Origin of the sequence: Methanococcus maripaludis C5 (assembly GCF_000016125.1) — an archaeon.
In the GTDB taxonomy this organism is placed as follows: Archaea; AGJL01; Methanococci; order Methanococcales; family Methanococcaceae; genus Methanococcus; species Methanococcus maripaludis_D.
Map to the genome: position 1 here is coordinate 1193337 of NC_009135.1, position 19248 is coordinate 1212584.

The following is a 19248-nucleotide window of genomic DNA, read 5'->3' on the forward strand; positions in this document are numbered from 1 at the left end:
TATTTTCATTTTTTAAATATCGAAGTAATTATTTTTGGTGAGTTAATGTTTGAATCGAGATTTTGCGATATTTGCGGCAAACCTGCAAAAACATATCGATTTGGAAGTTTACTATGTGATAATCCAGAATGCTTGGAAGAAGCACAAAAACTCCGCGGAGGGCCTGCAGGACATAAATTAAGAGTAGTTTCTGTAGGAAGCACAAATCCAGTTAAAGTTTCTGCCGTAGAAAAAGCAATTGCCAAAACTGTTGGAAATATGCTTGTAACTCCCAGTGATGTTGAAAGTGGAGTACCAAATCAGCCGAACGGATTTGAAGAAACTTTTAAAGGTGCATACAATCGGGCAAAGGGCGCTTTTGAAAAAGTAAACTCAGTTTATGGAATTGGAATTGAAGCTGGAATGGTAGAAATTGGAGAAAAAAAACTGGATATTCATATTTGTGTTGTTTATAATGGATTAGATTATAGTGTTGGAACATCTCAAGGTTTTCAAATTCCAAAAGAAATTTCCGATAAAATAGATGAAGGTTTTGAATGCGGCAGTGTTACAGAAGAAACTTATGGAATAAAAAATATCGGGCAGAAGAACGGGCTTATTGGAGTTCTTAGTGATGATAATATTTTAAGAGAAGAATTGTGTATAAATTCCGTAATAATGGCGATGATTCCAAAGTTTAAAAGAAATTCAGAAATAAGGTTTTAAATAGGATTAATGCAACAATCTAATGAGGATAATTTTTATACGATGATTTTAATTTGTATAATAATTCTAATGGTAAAAGTGATACGATGAAAGTAAATTACAACAAATGCGGCTACTGTGGGGCATGCGTTGGAGTATGTAATAGTATGGCAATAGAATTAATTGAAAACAAATTATACATTGAGGAAGAAAAGTGCAACAACTGTAAACTATGTGCAGTTGTATGTCCCGTAAATGCGTTGGAGGAATAATCATGAGGGCTTTAAACAATAGCTATGATGTAGTTGTAGTTGGTGCAGGGCCTGCGGGCAGTATGGCTTCTTACAACGCATCCAAAAATGGGGCAAAGACACTTTTACTTGAAAAATCCCAAGAAATCGGAACGCCGGTCAGGTGCGCTGAAGCAGTTCCAAGACTTGAAGACTTTGGAATTAATCCAGATCCGTCATTTGTTAGATCGTATATTAAGGGCGGATATTTAATCGCTCCAAACGGTAAACAAGTAGTCGTAAAAGGCGGAAAAACGGACGGCTACGTTGTTGAAAGAAAAGTATTTGATAAATACCTCGCAATAAGAAGCGGGCAGGCAGGAACGCAGATCGCAGTCAAAAGCAGAGTTACAGGAATTGAAAAAACAGATGATGGATACAACGTATTTGTAAACTACCTTGGGGACGAATACATTGTTAAAACAAAAATCGTAATTGCTGCAGATGGTGTTGAAAGTAACATTGCAGAATACGCTGGATTAAAATCAAAGAAAAGTCATAAAGAAATCTGTTCATGTGCAGAATACGAAATGACCAATGTAAAATTATTAGACAACGAAATGATGGAATTTTATTTTGGTGACATATGTCCTAAAGGATACATCTGGTTATTTCCAAAAGGTGACACCGTAAACGTAGGTATCGGCATCATTGATAGCAAAAAAAGAGCAATTGATTACTTAGATGAGTTTTTAACTAATCCATTAGTTAAAGGAAGGCTTGATAATGCAGTTCCCGTTGAGTTCAAAGTTGGTGGGGATCCGGTAGGTGGCCCAATTGAAAAAACAGTTGCTGACAACATCATGGTTGTAGGAGATGCTGCAGGACACGTTAGTCCACTTACAGGTGGAGGAATAGGCCTTTCAATGTCTTGTGGTTTGATGGCAGGAGATGTTGCTGCACAAAGTATCAAAGCAGAAGACCATTCAAGAGAGTTTTTAAGTGCTTATGAAAAAAGATGGAAAGAAAAATACTACAAACCATTGATGAAAGACCTTAAATACAAAACAATCCTTCAAAAATTAAGTGATGAGGAATTGAATGCAATTGCTGATTCAATACCTGAAAATTTAGAAGAAGTGGATGTTGGAAAGCTTGCAGTAAAAATAGTTGCAAAAGCTCCATCCTTATTAAGACATTTTAAAGAATTAATTTAAATTAATAATTTTTTGGTTTTACTTTGTTTTTTGCATTTTTCTCTTTTCTGTAATCATAATACATCCAGATTACAAATAATATCACAAATATAATCAAATGCTCTTTTAAGATTATTGAAAGGTTTCCAAGATACGGAATTATAAATGGTTCTCCATCTAAGTTAACCACCCTTTGTCTGATTTGCTCGGTGCGTATCAGTTCAGGATCATACGTCGGGTTGTTGTCCCCTTTTGTAACATAATATTTGTTTCCTTCAGAATCAATCCATGTATCAATTACCCTGTGGATTACGGGAGTTGTTGGGGAAAATCCTGAAAGTATCGGGAAATTATAGATTATGCTTTCTTTAGGATTTATTTCATAATAGTCAAGGGTTCGCCCATTTATCGATAAGTCCTGATTTATTATTGTATTTTCGCCAGCATTAGTCCAATGGGCACTATAAACAATTATATCGCCTAAAGATACATCTTCGGGCTCGAATTCAAATAATGAGTTTTCCACGACTACAAAATCGCCTCTCGTCATTACTGGAACCATGCTGTCTGAGACCACGACATTGACATGTGTCCACACAATAAGAAAAACGAATAAAAATACAGTCCATTCAAGAATATTTTTATTATTGATGATACCACCCAAACTGTAATTTCATTTCAAGATTTTTGGATTCTTAATAATATTATACGTAAGCTAATATAAATTACATTGTGGTTTTGAGTTTATTCAAGATTTCATATTGGTATAGGCTTGCCATCTGCGGTTTTTTCCGAAAGATTTATATATTTAGTTTTCCAAAATTAAAACTGTAAAAGATTGAGGTGATTTTATGGCAGAACTACCAGTTGCACCAGTAGTAAGAATATTAAAAAAAGCAGGTGCTGAAAGAGTAAGTGAAGATGCAGCAAAAATGTTTGTTGAAGCATTAGAAGAAATCGCGATGGACATCGCTAAAGAAGCAGCAGACTTATCCAAACATGCTGGAAGAAAAACTGTTAAAGTTGAAGACATTAAAATGGCTTTAAAAATGTAATTACCCGTTAAGGGAAGATTGCACGTTTAAAATGTCATTGATAATGTATTTATCAGATATCAATCCAAATCTTTGATTTTGTGATTCGATCTTACAGTTATCAATTATCTTTATTGTTACTTTTTTATTTTTCTTTTTTGAGAATTTTTCAACTAAAATTTTATATAATGAATGATTATACTATTTAGGATAATTTAGAGTTATTGTTTTTTGAAAACTTACAAAATAGAACTGAGGTTACTTCATGGACGTAGTTTTTGCACTTGGAGGATCAGTCTTGATGCCTAAAGAAGGGGCGTCAACTGAAAACATTCAAAATTATGCTAAAGCATTTAAAAAATTAAAAGAAATGGGTCATCGGGTTTCAGTTGTTGTTGGTGGAGGAAATACTGCAAGGCAGTACATATCAGTTGCGCGAGAATTTACAAATGAATCTTTTTGTGATGAAATAGGTATCCTTGCAACACGAATGAACAGCATGTTATTAATTTCAGCACTTGGAAAAGATGCAGTAAAACAGGTTCCTGAAAATTTCAAAGATGCCGAACTTATTTTAAATATGGATAAAATACTTGTGATGGGCGGAACTCATCCTGCACACACAACAGATGCAGTTTCAGCAACTCTTGCAGAATTTATTGATGCGGATTTACTCGTTATTGCAACAAATGTTGATGGAGTATATACTAAGGATCCAAGATGCAATGAAGATGCGGTAAAACTTGATAAAATAAATACAAAAGAACTTTTAGAAATTACTGGTTCAAGTTCAATGAGTGCAGGATCATCAGGAGTAGTTGATCCATTGGCATCAAAAATTATTGATAGGGCAGAATTAAAAACTATAGTCGTAAAAGGAATTCCTGAAGAAATTTTAGCATCGGTTTCAGGAGATCATAACGGAACTACAATTACCCCCTGACCTTTTCTTTTAAAAAAAGAAAAGCCTTTGTGGGAAAAAAAGATTTTTAGTAGCTATTTAATAATAATTTAAAACTTTCCAAATTAAATAGTACAACTTGGTGATAAAAATGGAAAAACACAAACACTGTGTAAATTGCGGATTATCTATCCCCCCAGAAGAATCATTCTGTTCACAAAAATGTAAAGAAGAATTTGTTCAGAAAAGAAAAAAAATGATGAGAAGTCAGCAGATATTCTTTGTTGCGATGCTTGTTATATTGGCAGTTTACGCATACACCGCATTTTTCTAATAAAATAGCATTTCTAAACAAATTTTTTAAATATTTAACCCATAAGTTTAAATACTACGGTTAATATGTTTATGTGTTAGCAAAGTGCTAATCAGAACTAATTTATAATTGAAGCGAGGTAGGGTAGCCAGGCCTATCCCGCCGGGCTCATAACCCGGAGATCAGAAGTTCAAATCTTCTCCTCGCTACCATTTTTTAATTGAGTTTAAAAATAAAGATTTGCGTTTTTTAAATTAGTTACTAAATTCTGAATTGTTATCAGTTTGGAAAAAGTTGTATTTGAAGCGAGGTAGGGTAGCCAGGCCTATCCCGCCGGGCTCATAACCCGGAGATCAGAAGTTCAAATCTTCTCCTCGCTACCATTTTTTTAAAAGTTAAAATAAATCTACTAAAACTTATTTTTTTAAATTTTAAATATCTATAAATTCAAATATAATAATATTATTTTCTAAAAAAGAAAAAGTGGGTCTTTTGACCCACTTTAGTTATGTTTGATTAAACTTTCTTTGAAGTTTAATTATAACATAGCGATTAATGCATCAGCAGCATCTTGTGTTGCAGCTCTGTCTCCACCAGCTACAACCAATACATCGTTACCGTTTGCAGCGCCAGCAGCTACTGCTAAGGTTGCAGGTGATTCGTTGTCGATTGCGATTAATCCAGCATCAGCGAGTTCAGCGGTTAATGCGTTTACAACTGGTCCACCAACTAAGATTAATGCTTTGTCAGCATCATCTAATGAAGCTTCTGAGTCTAATACTGCGATTGGTGCAGTCATCACAACAGCTTCTTTAGCTTCAGCAGCAATGTCATCTAATTTAATTTCAGCGTTTAATACTGAAACTTTTTCACCGATGTTTACGGTTACATCTTTTGATTCGTCCATTAAGAATTTAGCAGCCATTTTACCGCTGTCTTCATCAAGGTCTAATTTTGCGTAGTCTGCAATTGTGAATGTTTTGTCTTTTGAAATTTTATCAACGTCTTCTCCAACGTATTTTAAAGCAACACCAACAATTGTTCCTGTTGCGGTAGCTTTGTCTGATAATGTAAGACCGGTACCTGCTATGTAGTCAACTGTGTATGCTTCGTAGTCAGGGATGAATTCTTCCCCAAGTTCCATTTCAACCACATTGTCTGCGATCACAAGTTCTGCGAAACCGTAGTTTTCACCAACATCAGTCCATGCATCGTTTACAACTACACCTACGTCTTTGTAAACCAATTTAAGCTGTGTTGCCTGTTTTTTTACTGTGTCGAATTTTGAAGCTACAACTTTTCCATCTTTTAAGATTGAAACATCTACTTTGTAGTTTGTACCGGACATTAAAACGTTGTTTACTTCTACGGTGTATCCGTTTCCAAGGTCGTATGATTCACCTTGTTTGATAACTCCATCGTATGCTTCGTCACCCACAAGAACTAAATCATCATCTGTGTCGAGTTTAACAATTACTTTTTCTTCACCGAGTAATGGAATTCTCATACCCGGGAATAATGCAGCGTAGTCAGTTCCTAAAGCACCGTATTTGTCTTCTTCGAATGCTAATGATGCGTAGATTACTTCGTCTTCTAAAATTTCTATATCTGCACCAGCAGTACCGAGTGTAGCTAAATCTGAATTAATTGTAGCTACGAGTACTTCTGCAGCTTCGAAATCTGCACTTGCCGAATTGAAATCCCATCCTGAAGGGTCAGCATCGGATACAAATGCTAAGGTTTGTAAGTCTTCTAAATCAGCTGCAGCACCTGCAGTTGTAATTCCAAATAATTCTGTTGCAACACCAGTACCATCAGCTAATGCTAAAATACCTGTTACAGCACTTGTGTAATCGTCATCAGCAGCAGTAATTACGAGTGCTTTTTTAACAAGTGATACAGTAGCGTCAGTGTATACATCCTTAACTTCGTCGGATTCTGCTGCAGCACTTACTGTAATTTCTGCACTACCGTCTTCAACAGTTCCTTCTTTGAACATTAATGATCCGATTTTTGCAGCCATGTTAGCAGCTGAAACAACGTCTAAAGCAGCAGCGTTTGAACCTACTACAATATCCACGTTTGCTTCACCATCTACCACTACATCAGCAGCGAAAGCGTCTACATCTCCAACTTTTTCAGCAGCGAAAGCGCCTGTTGCTAAAGCGGATGCAACCATTGCACCGCCTACAGCAATAGCACCAATTTTTTTCATGCTCATAGCCATAGTAATTCACCTTTGTTGTGTTACTTTTTTTACAAGAATAGCCTTGTCGCCATCACTATATATACCTTACCATTTGAAACGGTTGCAATAATAGTTTCAGGGAATTAAACTTGGATTTACCGGTTATTTTTAAAAAATAAATTCAAAAAAGTAATTATTTTAAAAAATAAACTGTTGCAAATATTTGCAACTTTTTTAAAGAATTTTTTAACAACAAAAAATTTTAAAATTCTGCATAATTTAGCATTTTGAAATATGGCCAAATAATATTCGTTAAATTCTTTTAAAACCAATTTAACAAAATATTTATAAATTTAAATATTTGACAATATATACAACTATTGACATAATTTACTTCGCTTTATGGTAAAATATCGTAATATGCTATTGGAATACCCTGTGAAAAATAAATAAAATAAAAGTATTGTTTTAATTCCCAAGTTATTCGTCACTGTAATAATATTCTCCAATTTCCTTTTGGTAAACGTCTCTTTGACTTCCTTCCTTGTTAACTCTCGGTCTTCCGGTGTCAGGGTCCCTTCTAAAAGTAATTCCCATTTCTTTTAAAAATTTGTTTGCACCAGCTCTTTTTTGCAATGGTTCTGAACCAGTTCCGTTTGATCCAGCAATACCGCTAAATACAATAAATCTATCGGAAATATAATCTTGGAACAAGATATCGTGATCAACAACAAACATTGCTGCTTCTTTTTCGTCAGCCATTCTTCTAATTACTCGTGAAGTACTTAATCTCTGTTCAACGTCCAAAAACGCTGAAGGTTCATCTATCAAATACAAATCAGCATCATGACTTAAACATGCGGCAATTGAAACTCTTTGAAGTTCCCCGCCTGAGAGGTCTTTTACAGAGGAATCAAGTATATTTTCAAGTGCAAGCGGTTTTATTATCTCGGATTTGTAGTATGACGTGTGAATCGCAGTAATTGACATTAATAATTCCTCAACTGTTCCTTCAAAGTCTGATGAAATGTATTGCGACTTATATGAAACTGTAACGTCTCCAGTAACCTCTCCGGAGTCAGGCGAAATTACTCCTGCAAGAGCTTTTACAAATGTAGTCTTTCCAATACCATTTGGCCCCAAAATTCCTACGACTTCACCTTGGTAGATTTGACCACCTTTAACGCCTAAGCTGAAATCTCCAAGTTTCTTTGAAATATCGGTATAATCCAAAAGTAAAGGCCTGTTGGTACTGTCTTGAGGGGGCCTTTTTTCAAATACTATCGGGCTTTTTCTAAATCTTATGTTCTCTTCTTTTAAGAAGCCATCGAGATACGTGTTTATACCAACTCGTGTTCCCCTCGGGTGAGTTACAACCCCATAAGCTGAGGGGATACCATACATTATGTGAATATAATCTGAAAGATAGTCTAAAACAATCAAATCGTGTTCTACTGCAACGACTTTTTTGCCTTCAGCAACTTCCCTTATTACTTTTGCAGCACTAAATCTCTGTTTTACATCAAGCCATGATGTTGGCTCATCAAAATAATAAATATCTCCATCCCTAAGGCATGCTGCTGCAATTGCAACCCTTTGAAGTTCCCCGCCTGAAAGCTGGTCAAAAGTTCTACCCAATATATTTGAAATTTCAAGAGCATTTATTATTTTTTCAAAATCTCCTTTTTCGTCAACTTTTTTTAGGAGTTCTCCAACTTTTCCTTTCACAACTTTTGGTAAAACATCCACATATTGGGGTTTGTGGATAGGTTTTATTCCGTTGTTTTTCAATTTTTCAAAGTAATTTTGAAGTTCTGTTCCTGAAAAATAATCCAGTACTTTTTTCATGTCGGGAGCTTCTGTTAAATTGTTTAAATTTAAAACCATTTCTCCACTGAGTGCCTTGATTATCGTTGATTTACCAACACCGTTTGGCCCTAAAAGTCCAGTTACTCCGTCTCTTGGAGTAATCAATCCATATAATCTAAACCTGTTTTGACCGTATGAATGAACAATCCTGTCATCAGTCAATTCTTCAGGAAGCCCGATAATTTTTATCGCTTCAAATGGACATCTTTTGGTACAGATACCACATCCACTACAAAGTTCCTCTGAAATTATTGGTTTTCCTAAATTTTCATCCATTACGATTGTTTCTTCTTCCATCCTAACTCCCGGACAGTATTTCATACATTCCATCGAGCATCTTCGTGGTTGACATCTATCATAATCTAAAATCGCCAGTCGTGACATAAAATCACCAAATATCCATTTTAATTTATTTTTTAGTTTTTCTGTTTCTTTGCGTAATTTATAAGCCCGCCTTCATCCATTATGTCTTTTGCAGTTCCGGTTGGAATGTGGCAGTCTAGAACCTTGTCCTTTAAAATTACTTTTTTATTTTCGAGATCCAATTCTATTAAATCTCCATCTTTCACGTGTTTTGATATTCCTTTGCATTCAATTGGAAAAACTCCAAGATTAATACAATTTCTATAAAATATCCTTGCAAAACTTTCAACAATTATTGCCTTGATTCCGCAGTATTTTATTGCAATTGGAGCTTGCTCTCTCGAACTTCCGCATCCGAAATTCTCACCTGCTACCAAAAAGTCGCCTTCTTTGACCATTTCTGGAAAATCTTCATCGATTCCAGCCATACAGTGTGATGCAAGCTCATATTCATCAGTTGTTTTTAAATAAGCGCCAGGAATTATCGCATCTGTGTCGATGTCATCCCCAAATACGTGCACCTTGCCTGTTATTTTCATTATGTCACCATCAATAACTAAAATAAAACCGAATTTTTCCGAATTTAAATTTTAAAATATGCTAAAAACTGTAACTCTCAAATATTACTTTAATAAACATATAAATTTAACTAATATTTTAAAGATGATTTATCGTAAAAACTAGAACTTAAATTTCTGCGGTGTTTTGATGGAAAGCCTGATTGATTTGGACTACAATTCTGAAGATTTATGCATTTATCTCTATTTATTAAATGAAATCATAAAAGAAAAGGATTTTAAGCCATATTTTTACATAAATTCGACAGATAAAGAACAAATCCTCGAATTTTTAAAAGATTACGAAAAAAAGCATAAATTAGATAGTGAAATCACCAAAATGATTGAAAAAATCGAGACTGTTAAAAAAATAGTTTTTGATCAAAATTATCAAGAAAAGGAACTCTCAAAAGTCACTGTAAAATATCCGAATAACGTAAAAACGGTTCGTGAAATATTAATGGAATTTGAAAGACTCTATGAATACGATATTCCATTTATAAGACGTTATATGATTGATAATAAAGTTATTCCAACGTCAAACTGGGATTTTGAAAAGAATAAGCTGATGGACAATAAAATTCCAGAATTTAAAACGGTTTCTTTTGATATTGAAGTTTACTGTCATAAAGAGCCAAATGCAAAAAAAGATCCGATCATAATGGCAAGTTTTAGTTCAAAAGATCAAAATATTGTAGTTTCCACCAAAAAATTCGATCACGACAAATTAGAATATGTAAAAGATGAAAAAGAACTTATAAAACGAATTATCGAAATTTTGAAAGATTACGACATAATTTACACGTACAATGGAGATAATTTTGATTTTCCATACCTTAAAAAAAGAGCTGAAGTTTTTGGGCTTGAATTAAAGCTTGGAAAAAACGATGAAAAAATAAAAATCACAAAAGGCGGAATGAATTCTAAGAGTTATATCCCCGGACGAGTCCATATCGATTTGTACCCAATTGCAAGGCGGCTGTTAAATTTAACAAAATACCGTCTTGAAAATGTAACCGAAGCTCTTTTTGACGTGAAAAAGGTCGATGTTGGTCATGAAAATATTCCAAAAATGTGGGATAATTTAGATGAAACACTTGTAGAATATTCTTATCAAGATGCATATTATACTCAAAGAATCGGAGAGCAGTTTTTACCTCTTGAAATAATGTTTTCAAGAGTAGTAAATCAGTCGCTCTACGATATCAACCGTATGAGCAGCAGTCAGATGGTAGAATACTTACTTTTAAAAAATTCTTATAATAAAGGAGTTATCGCACCAAACCGGCCTTCTGGAAAAGAATATCAAAAAAGAATCAGAAGTTCCTATGAGGGGGGCTACGTAAAAGAGCCGATAAAAGGAATTCATGAAGATATCGTTTCAATGGACTTTTTAAGCCTTTATCCTTCAATTATAATGAGCCATAACCTAAGCCCTGAAACAATAGACTGTGATTGCTGTAATGATGAGGAAAATGAAGAGATTTTGGGCCATAAATTCTGTAAAAAGAATATCGGGATTATTCCAAAAACACTTATGGATTTGATAGATAGAAGAAAGAGCGTTAAAAAGATATTAAGAGAAAAAGGTGAAAAAGGAGAATTTGACGAAGAATACCAGATTTTAGATTATGAGCAGAGATCCATTAAAGTTCTTGCAAATTCCCACTACGGATACCTCGCATTTCCAATGGCAAGGTGGTATTCAAGAGATTGTGCAGAAATTACCACGCACCTTGGACGACAGTACATTCAAAAAACTATCGAAGAAGCAGAAAATTTTGGATTTAAAGTAATTTACGCAGATACCGATGGATTTTATTCCAAATGGGCGAATGGCGAAAAACTCACCAACGATGAGCTTTTAGAAAAAACAAAAATATTTTTAAAAAATATTAACGATAAACTGCCTGGAGAAATGGAACTTGAATTTGAAGGGTATTTTAAAAGAGGTATTTTTGTAACCAAAAAGAAATACGCCCTTATTGATGAAAATGAAAAAATTACTATAAAAGGGCTCGAAGTTGTAAGGCGAGACTGGTCAAACGTTTCAAAAAATACTCAAAAAAGCGTATTAAATGCACTTTTAAAAGAAGGTAGCGTTGAAAATGCAAAAAAAGTAATTCAGGATACAATTAAAGAATTAAAAGATAGAAAAGTGGATAAAGAAGATTTATTGATTCATACCCAGCTTACAAAACGAATTGAAGACTATAAAACTACGGCCCCACATGTTGAAGTTGCAAAGAAAATCTTGAAATCTGGAAATCGTGTAAATACTGGTGACGTTATAAGTTATATTATAACGGGTGGAAACAAATCAATTAGTGAACGGGCTGAACCGATAGAAACTGCAAAAGATTATGATACGAACTATTATATTGAAAATCAAATTTTACCACCAGTTATACGACTAATGGAAGCTTTGGGGATCACAAAAGACGAATTAAAAGATTCAAAAAAGCAGTACACACTTCACCATTTTTTAAAGTGATTTTATGGAATACGTCAATATTTTTGCATACGGGGAACTGATGAAAGACAAAAGATTGCTCAAACTTATAAATAGAATTCCTGAAAGAAATTCTGGAAAAATAATTAATTTTGAGAAATTTTTCGATGAAAAAATTGGATACTATGGCGTTAGATTAAAAGAAAATTCTTTATTGGATGGAATTATTCTATTTAATATTACTTCAAAAGAACTTGAAATTTTTGACGATTATGAAGATGATGGAACATATTACTCAAAAAATAAAACTATTTGCTATGATTTAAATGGAAAAGGTTATGAATCATACGTTTACGTGAGATTGGAGTGAAAATTATGATACTGATAAAAAATGCGTCGTATTATATTGATAATAATTTAAATGTTGATGAAAATTGCGATATTTTAATTGAAAAGACTGAAAATTCTGAAACAAAAATAACTGCTGGAAAAAATCTCATTGAAAAACTAAATTTAAATCAGAACGACTTGAAAATAATTTCTGGCGAAAAAAAATGTGCAATGCCCGGGCTTTATAATGCACACACCCATATTCCGATGACTCTTTTAAGGGGAATTGCGGATGACATGATCCTTCAAGACTGGTTAAATCAAAAGATATGGCCAAATGAAGCAAAATTAAATAATAACGATGTTTACCACGGTTCACTTTTGGGATGCCTTGAAATGCTTCGTTTTGGAGTTACCTCATTTAACGAAATGTACTTCTTTTCTGAAAAAATATTGAAAGCTACAAAGGAAATCGGCTTAAATGCGCAAATATCTTATCCAATTATCGATTTTGGGACCCCTGAAGAACAAAGTATCGATAAACTCTTAAATTCTGCGGAATCTTTTGTTAAAAACAATGTTGATGAAAAAAATATAAAAGTTGGAATTGCACCTCATGCACCATACACCTGTTCAGAAGAAACATATCAAAAATGTAGTGAAATTTCAAACGATTATAACGTAAATATGCACACACACGTTTCTGAAACACGATACGAAGTGGTTGAACTTGAAAATAAAATTGGAATGCGTCCCGTAGAATACCTTGAAAAAATCGGAGTTTTAAATGAAAAATTACATGCAGCACATTGCGTATGGATTACAAAAGATGAAGCAAAAAAACTTGCGAAAAACAAAACCAAAGTAATTCACTGCCCAACAAGTAACATGAAACTTGCAAGCGGAGGAGTTATGCCTCTTTTTGAACTTTTAGAATATGGTGCAGATGTTTCAGTTGGAACTGATGGTCCTGCAAGTAACAATAACTTGGATATTTTCAAAGAAATGAAAATGACATCATTATTACATAAAGCGCATAGATGGGATCCAACAGTTGCAGATATTGATACCGTTTTAAAAATGGGAATTAATAGTGAAAGTATTGGAATAAAAAATAAAGATATTATACTGATTGACCTTGATTCAGCACATTTGAGGCCATTTAATAATATAAAATCAAATATCGTCTATTCTGCATTTGGAAACGATGTTGATACGGTAATTGTCGATGGAAATATTTTACTCGAGAACAAAAGATATAAATTCTCCGAAACATTCATAAATAATATCTACAAAAATGTACACAAAATGACGGAAAAATTCGAATAGATCGATCAATTTAACATTCTGGTGACCTAATGATAAAAATTGATATGCATGTGCATACTAACACTTCCAGATGCTCCATGAATTTTATGGAAATGCTGAAGAAAATGTGCGCTAGAAAACGTATTGTGCCGATAATTACAGACCACAATGCTATGACGAAAGTCGAATGGGGGATACCTGGAGAAGAAATTGCAACGGAAAAAGGGGAATTTTGCGGAATTTTTTTAACTGAAGAAATAAATGAAAAAAACATTTTTGAAGCTGTTGACAAGGTGCATGAACAGGGAGGACTTGTTTATTTACCGCATCCATTTGACTGGAGAAGAAAGAGGTCTCTTTGTAAATACGGGCCACTTGAAGATCCTGAATTTGTAAAAAATGTTGATATTGTCGAAGTGTATAATAGCAGATGTGTCGAACAAAGACCAAACGAAGAAGCTTACTCTTTTGCAGAATCTAAAAACCTCTTAATGGGCGTTGGAAGTGATGCACACTTCCCTTGGGAAGTGGGTAATGCATATTTGAATGTTGAAGATTTTAATTTTGATAATCCAAAAGAATTTTTAAAAGTTCTTGAAAAAGCCGATAGAAACGGATTTTACTGTAAAAGATCCCATCCAAGCAACATGCTCGTATGCAGTAAACTTTCAAAAAGAATTAAAAAAATGATCTGATTGCAATGGACAAAATGTATCTTTCAGAAGATATTCCTAATTTTGAAGAATTTATTATAAATGCGTCCAAAAGATTGAATATTGATGAAGATACCCTGGAAAATGGATTTAAGAGAAAATTAATTACCAAATATGAATATAACGGGAAAAAATACCTCTGTTTTAAAAAGAAATTAAAACATATTGAAAGAGGGACTATTCTTTTTTTAAATGATAATTTAGATTTTATCCAAGGTTATCCCAAAATAAGGCGTGCAATGGTTCTTGAATCAGCTGTTGAAAAATATTTTGACAACAAAATTGCAGTAGAAGAAAAATTAGATGGCTACAATATTAGAATCGTCAAATTTTACGGAGAAATTATTGCAATTACTCGCGGTGGAAAAATCTGCCCTTTCACAACCAAAAAAGTGAAAAAATATATGAATACTAAATTTTTAGACGATTTTCCAGAATTAATGCTCTGCGGTGAAATGGTTGGATTGAATAACCCTTATGTAAGCCACTACTACCCTGAAGCGGATAAAAATCATGAAAACCTCGGGTTTTACATCTTTGATATAAGAAATAAGGAAACAAATTCTGCTATTTCGATATCTGAAAAGGAAAAACTTTTAGATAAATATGATATTCCATACGTAAAACCGATAAAAATCATCGATAGTTCTGATTTTGAAGAATTATGGAATCTTTTAGACGATTTAAATGAAAAACATCGAGAAGGCGTTGTTTTAAAAGATTTGAAAATGATAAAAAACCCGATAAAGTATACTACCCACAACACGCAATGCGGGGACCTTTCGGTTGCATTTAAATACGTTTACGATCTTGGAATTGATTTTATGTTTAGCAGACTTGTAAGAGAGGGCTACCAATCATTTGAAAAATGTGAAAACGAAGAAGAAATAAAAAAACGTTCGCATGACCTCGGGGAATCGATTTTAACACCAATGGTTGAAACTATAAAAGAAATTTCAAAAGATGGCCTTGCAAAAGAATGCTTTGAGCTTTATTTTGATTCTGAAGATGATTTTAACGAATTCATAAACTACCTTAAAACAATGCACATAAATTTTGCAATTGAAACCAGAGAATATATCAAAAAAGACGTATTTAAGGCTAAAATTTGTAGAATCTACAATTCAACATCAAATAAGATTAAAAGCCATCTTGAAGGCAATTTATGGTAATTTAAATCATTTAGTTTTATTTTAAGCATTGGAAAAGGTTAAATATATAGATGCAATAACTAAACATGTCCGTAGGGACACTCCATGTGAATAATTGTGGTCGTGTGGGGCATATCTTTAATTGTGGTTGGGGAACCTAAAAGTTATATGCCCCCTAAAACGACTGGCTTTTTTAACCTAAAATTAAAATTTTGAAAAAATGTTTTCTAGATAATTTAAAAGATCGAGATTTTTTACAGAAATACTTCAAAATAAATGGGCCTTTCTTGAATTCACGTTACATCGGGCGTTAAATTATTATTCTTTAAGAGTTTATTTATCCTATGAACTGATTTATTAGTATTATTTTCTAAATTTCCGATAACTAATGTTTAACATATATTCACTTAAGTTTTTACAATATTTTAACAATTTCAATAGTATCTTGGGGGAAACTATGAAATTTAAAAAATATTTAAAAGTATATTTTAAAAAAGATGTATCTTGCTTTCTGTTTTTAGGCGTTATCGCCGTATTTTTACTTACATCAGTTCTCAAGATTAGTTATTCATCATTTTGCGACCTGAGTCCATTTTTTATCAATACGATTCCGAACATTGAAACATGTCTTGGAATGCTCATGTCAATGTTGTTTTTGGGAGTAGTAGTCACAGAATACCTCTTGAAATAATCAAATCCTTCTTAGAGTGGCGATAAAAACAACAATCTGTAGCAATGTTACTTACACTAATTGTTGCAATGTTTTTGTTGATTGCAATATTAACGCAATGTTACAGGTGTTTTGGGAACTGGTATAGAAGGTTATACCTCATTTTTTGCAGGAATTTATAATAGTATTGTGAGTTTATTTGGATTATTGTAATTAAAATTTTAAATTGCTCTTTTTAAATTTGATTGAAATGAAAAAGAAGGAAGAAAAATAATAAAAGAATTTGACATAGACCTGCCAGTTTATTATTTTGAAGACGGAAAGATGAAAAGTTTCCAGATTATCGGATTTGAGGAAGTTGGAGTTATTGAATAAAAAAATATCGGTTATTTTGAGTTTTGAAAAATCCCCCATACAAAAAACGTTTAAAAAGGATAATAAACGTTGTATAATATGCGTTAAAATATGCAGATTAACGTATTAAACTGGGAATTCATAGCAGTATCGCATATAATAAAGGTGAATTATGATAAATACCGATATTATTCCAGAACTAAATAATAAAGATTATATCGATAAATTAACTGAAAAATACGATATAGGATTTTGTCCAATAGATAAAGTAGAGGATTTAGTACTCTTTATTGATAAATACTGGAAAAAAGACCATATATTTGTATTATCCAGAAAGCTTCTTGATTGGCAGCATTTGGATAAAAAAAATAATCGATACAACTTTGTGATTGCAACCGATAAAAATACAAAAGAAATTCATTCGATTTTGGGATTTGTTACGACCAGCCAATATGATGATAAAATTAATAATACGTTAGCTTGGGCGTGTATATGGAAAGTAAGAGATGAGATATCCGTTAAAGGTTTAGGGGTATCGTTATACCATTATCTTAAATGCAACTTAAAACCCGAAACACTTTGTGTACTCGGAATAAGTAAAGAAACCGTGGGGATTTACCAAAAATGGAACTTTAAAACTGGGGAAATGAACCATTATTATATATTAAATGACTCATTAAACGACTACAAAATATTAAAAAACTACGAAAACATACCCAAATGTTTCGATAGTCCTGCAAATACGGATAAAACATTTAAAAAGTGTAACAAAGACGAATTTAAAAAACTCGATTATGGCTCTTTTACTTCAAAAAACATTTACAAATCTAAAGATTACTACATAAATAGATTTTTTGAACATCCGATGTACAAATATGAAGCAGTTGCTATTTACAGCGAAGATATTGTTATCGGAGTGTTATTTTATAGAATTTCAGAATACAATAATGCAAAAGCATTGAGAATTGTTGATTACATTGGAAAAGCCGATACACTTATTGGATGTATTGACTGTTTCAAAGAGATAATACTCGAATATAACGCTGAATACATTGATGTTATAAATTTCGGCATAACAAATGAAGTATTTAATAAAGCCGGATTCATGAATAAAGCAGATGGTGACTTAATTATTCCAAATTATTTTGAACCCTTTGTTCTCGAGAATATACCCTTAGAGTATGCTTTCAAAACCATTTCTAAAGATTCAGAATGTATTTTCTTTAAGGCAGATGCAGATCAGGATAGACCCAGTATGTTAAAGGAATAAAGGCGGAAAAATGAACACGAAAGTAACAGTATTAATGTATCACTACGTCAGAAATTTAGAAAATTCGAGGTATCCCAAAATAAAAGGATTAAACTCAGATCTTTTTGAAGAACAGATTAGATATTTAAAAAAACATTATAATTTTGTTTCGATAGAGGACATAATATCTGCAACGGAAGGTAAAAACAAACTACCCAAAAAAGCCGTGTTACTCACATTTGATGATTGCTACAAAGATCACTTTACATATGTTTTTCCAGTATTGGTCAAGCACAATATAAAAGGGGCGTTTTATGTACCATTGAAGTGTATTCTGGAACAAAAAGTTCTTGATGTAAATAAAATTCACTTTATACTCGCTTCTTCAGAAGATAAAAAAGAATTAATTGATGAAATCTATAAATTATTGGATTATTATCGGGAAACGTATGATCTAGAAGAAAACGAGTACTATTATAAAAAACTTGCAAAGGCATCGAGATTTGATACAGAAGAAGTAATATTTATAAAGAGATTACTTCAAGTGGAATTAAACGAAGAATTAAGGGATATAATAACTAACATGCTGTTCCAAAAGATAGTAAATGTTGAAGAAACTACATTCTGGGAAGAATTATACTTAACAAAAGAACAGATAAAATGTATGGAAACTTTTGGAATGCATTTTGGATCACATAGTTATGATCACTACTGGCTTAATTCATTAACAAAAGAACGTCAGGCTGAAGAAATTGATTTATCACTAAAACATCTTTCAGAAATGGGGATCAATATAGATAACTGGACGTTATGCTATCCTTACGGAAGCTATAATGATGATACTTTAGAAATTTTAAAGGAAAAAGGATGTAAATTAGCTTTTACAACAGACGTGGCTGTTTACGATATTTTGAAAGATAATAAATATGAAATACCCCGACTCGATACTAATGATTTACCCAAATCAGCTAATGCAGAACAGAATAAATGGTATGTTATGGGATAATGGTAAATTACTCCAAAATAACATAGATACATATGAAAAAATAATTCACCCCATTTTAAAATTTTTTCGAAAATAATTTAAAAAAGTTAAAATCATTTTTTATTATTCATAACTCTTAAATACTCTTTTTTTCTTGATTTCCAGTAAATTGAAAGTATCCAACAGTAGTATTCAACTTTAAATGGCCCATTACAAAACTCATAAAATAATGCTCCATAGCACCGTCATTTATATACTAAATACCAGTTAATATATTGAATGACTTCAATGTAAATTTTACATCAAAACCACTCGATGATGATTGTTATCACAAGAAATATATATTAAATCTATATATGTTTCGAGTATGGTCATCATCGGGAATTTTTATTAATCAATTCCTTATTTTGGCAAAATACGGACGGAAAACGCTTATTTTTTTAGACGATTAAAACAGGTATAAACCGACTATTTTTCAGATATTAACCAATAAAGAGCAATTATCGAATATCTATTTTGCCGGGCTTTTGAGTTGTACTTAAAATCCACGCACAGAATGTTGGTAACTATTATTAGCCCTGACGGGCAAAGTTGTGAAAAAGTTGCCAAAGGGTATACGCTAAACCCTGAAGGGTTTAGCTACTGCACTGATAATGGGCTTCGCCCATAATAAGTGCTTTTAAGCTTATTGATTTATCGGA

General features: G+C 32.7%; 18 protein-coding genes and 2 tRNA genes. 16 read left to right on the forward strand and 4 right to left on the reverse strand.

The window, feature by feature from the left end; all coding sequences use genetic code 11:
- The first annotated feature begins 45 nt into the window (after window positions 1–45).
- The 3 genes from yjjX (at window position 46) to MMARC5_RS06325 (ending at window position 2131) form a co-directional block, all read left to right on the forward strand.
- A complete protein-coding gene (gene yjjX, locus MMARC5_RS06315) occupies window positions 46–705 on the forward strand; it encodes an inosine/xanthosine triphosphatase (protein WP_011868999.1) in 660 nt (219 codons plus the stop codon).
- Between the two features lie 86 nt (window positions 706–791).
- On the forward strand, window positions 792–956 hold the full coding sequence (locus MMARC5_RS06320) for a 4Fe-4S binding protein (RefSeq protein ID WP_011869000.1): 165 nt from the start codon (window positions 792–794) through the stop codon (window positions 954–956).
- Window positions 957–958: 2 nt separating this feature from the next.
- Window positions 959–2131 carry an NAD(P)/FAD-dependent oxidoreductase gene (locus MMARC5_RS06325; protein WP_011869001.1) on the forward strand — a complete coding sequence of 391 codons (1173 nt, stop codon included), beginning with the start codon at window positions 959–961 and terminating at the stop codon, window positions 2129–2131.
- Between the two features lies 1 nt (window position 2132).
- Here the strand turns inward: MMARC5_RS06325 and MMARC5_RS06330 are convergent, their stop codons facing one another.
- Window positions 2133–2708 carry a S24/S26 family peptidase gene (locus MMARC5_RS06330; protein WP_011869002.1) on the reverse strand — a complete coding sequence of 192 codons (576 nt, stop codon included), beginning with the start codon at window positions 2706–2708 and terminating at the stop codon, window positions 2133–2135.
- 253 nt (window positions 2709–2961) lie between these two features.
- Here MMARC5_RS06330 and MMARC5_RS06335 point away from each other — a divergent pair, with 253 nt between their 5' ends.
- The 5 genes from MMARC5_RS06335 (at window position 2962) to MMARC5_RS06355 (ending at window position 4741) form a co-directional block, all read left to right on the forward strand.
- Entirely contained in the window at window positions 2962–3165 is a 204-nt protein-coding gene (locus MMARC5_RS06335; protein ID WP_011170330.1) for a histone family protein, read from the forward strand.
- Window positions 3166–3409: 244 nt separating this feature from the next.
- Window positions 3410–4087, forward strand: a complete 678-nt coding sequence (gene pyrH, locus MMARC5_RS06340) for a UMP kinase (RefSeq protein WP_011869003.1) — start codon at window positions 3410–3412, stop codon at window positions 4085–4087.
- Between the two features lie 109 nt (window positions 4088–4196).
- The gene (locus MMARC5_RS06345; protein WP_011869004.1) at window positions 4197–4379 is read left to right on the forward strand and encodes a DUF2116 family Zn-ribbon domain-containing protein; all 183 of its coding nucleotides are present in this window, start codon (window positions 4197–4199) and stop codon (window positions 4377–4379) included.
- 112 nt (window positions 4380–4491) lie between these two features.
- Window positions 4492–4570: transfer RNA gene (locus MMARC5_RS06350), tRNA-Met, on the forward strand.
- 92 nt (window positions 4571–4662) lie between these two features.
- A tRNA-Met gene (locus tag MMARC5_RS06355) sits at window positions 4663–4741 on the forward strand.
- Between the two features lie 155 nt (window positions 4742–4896).
- On the opposite strand, the gene MMARC5_RS06360 is transcribed toward MMARC5_RS06355, so the two are convergent.
- The 3 genes from MMARC5_RS06360 to hacB form a co-directional block, all read right to left on the reverse strand.
- Window positions 4897–6585 carry an S-layer protein gene (locus MMARC5_RS06360; protein ID WP_011869005.1) on the reverse strand — a complete coding sequence of 563 codons (1689 nt, stop codon included), beginning with the start codon at window positions 6583–6585 and terminating at the stop codon, window positions 4897–4899.
- A gap of 441 nt (window positions 6586–7026) precedes the next feature.
- Window positions 7027–8799 (reverse strand): ribosome biogenesis/translation initiation ATPase RLI, encoded by a 1773-nt coding sequence (locus MMARC5_RS06365; RefSeq protein WP_011869006.1) that lies wholly within the window; start codon window positions 8797–8799, stop codon window positions 7027–7029.
- A gap of 32 nt (window positions 8800–8831) precedes the next feature.
- Window positions 8832–9317 carry a homoaconitase small subunit gene (gene hacB / locus MMARC5_RS06370; protein ID WP_011869007.1) on the reverse strand — a complete coding sequence of 162 codons (486 nt, stop codon included), beginning with the start codon at window positions 9315–9317 and terminating at the stop codon, window positions 8832–8834.
- 169 nt (window positions 9318–9486) lie between these two features.
- Between hacB and MMARC5_RS06375 the strand changes: the two genes are divergently transcribed.
- The 8 genes from MMARC5_RS06375 (at window position 9487) to MMARC5_RS06410 (ending at window position 18568) form a co-directional block, all read left to right on the forward strand.
- Window positions 9487–11829: a DNA-directed DNA polymerase gene (locus MMARC5_RS06375; RefSeq protein WP_011869008.1), complete on the forward strand. Its 2343-nt coding sequence runs from the start codon at window positions 9487–9489 to the stop codon at window positions 11827–11829.
- A gap of 4 nt (window positions 11830–11833) precedes the next feature.
- A complete protein-coding gene (locus tag MMARC5_RS06380; protein WP_011869009.1) occupies window positions 11834–12157 on the forward strand; it encodes a gamma-glutamylcyclotransferase family protein in 324 nt (107 codons plus the stop codon).
- A 5-nt stretch (window positions 12158–12162) separates the two neighbouring features.
- Entirely contained in the window at window positions 12163–13446 is a 1284-nt protein-coding gene (locus MMARC5_RS06385) for an amidohydrolase (protein ID WP_011869010.1), read from the forward strand.
- Between the two features lie 29 nt (window positions 13447–13475).
- Entirely contained in the window at window positions 13476–14120 is a 645-nt protein-coding gene (locus tag MMARC5_RS06390) for a PHP domain-containing protein (RefSeq protein ID WP_011869011.1), read from the forward strand.
- Between the two features lie 5 nt (window positions 14121–14125).
- On the forward strand, window positions 14126–15310 hold the full coding sequence (locus MMARC5_RS06395; RefSeq protein WP_011869012.1) for an RNA ligase: 1185 nt from the start codon (window positions 14126–14128) through the stop codon (window positions 15308–15310).
- 436 nt (window positions 15311–15746) lie between these two features.
- Entirely contained in the window at window positions 15747–15980 is a 234-nt protein-coding gene (locus tag MMARC5_RS06400) for a hypothetical protein (protein WP_048058503.1), read from the forward strand.
- A 505-nt stretch (window positions 15981–16485) separates the two neighbouring features.
- A complete protein-coding gene (locus tag MMARC5_RS06405; protein WP_011869014.1) occupies window positions 16486–17583 on the forward strand; it encodes a hypothetical protein in 1098 nt (365 codons plus the stop codon).
- A gap of 10 nt (window positions 17584–17593) precedes the next feature.
- The gene (locus tag MMARC5_RS06410; RefSeq protein ID WP_011869015.1) at window positions 17594–18568 is read left to right on the forward strand and encodes a polysaccharide deacetylase family protein; all 975 of its coding nucleotides are present in this window, start codon (window positions 17594–17596) and stop codon (window positions 18566–18568) included.
- The last annotated feature ends 680 nt before the right edge of the window (window positions 18569–19248 follow it).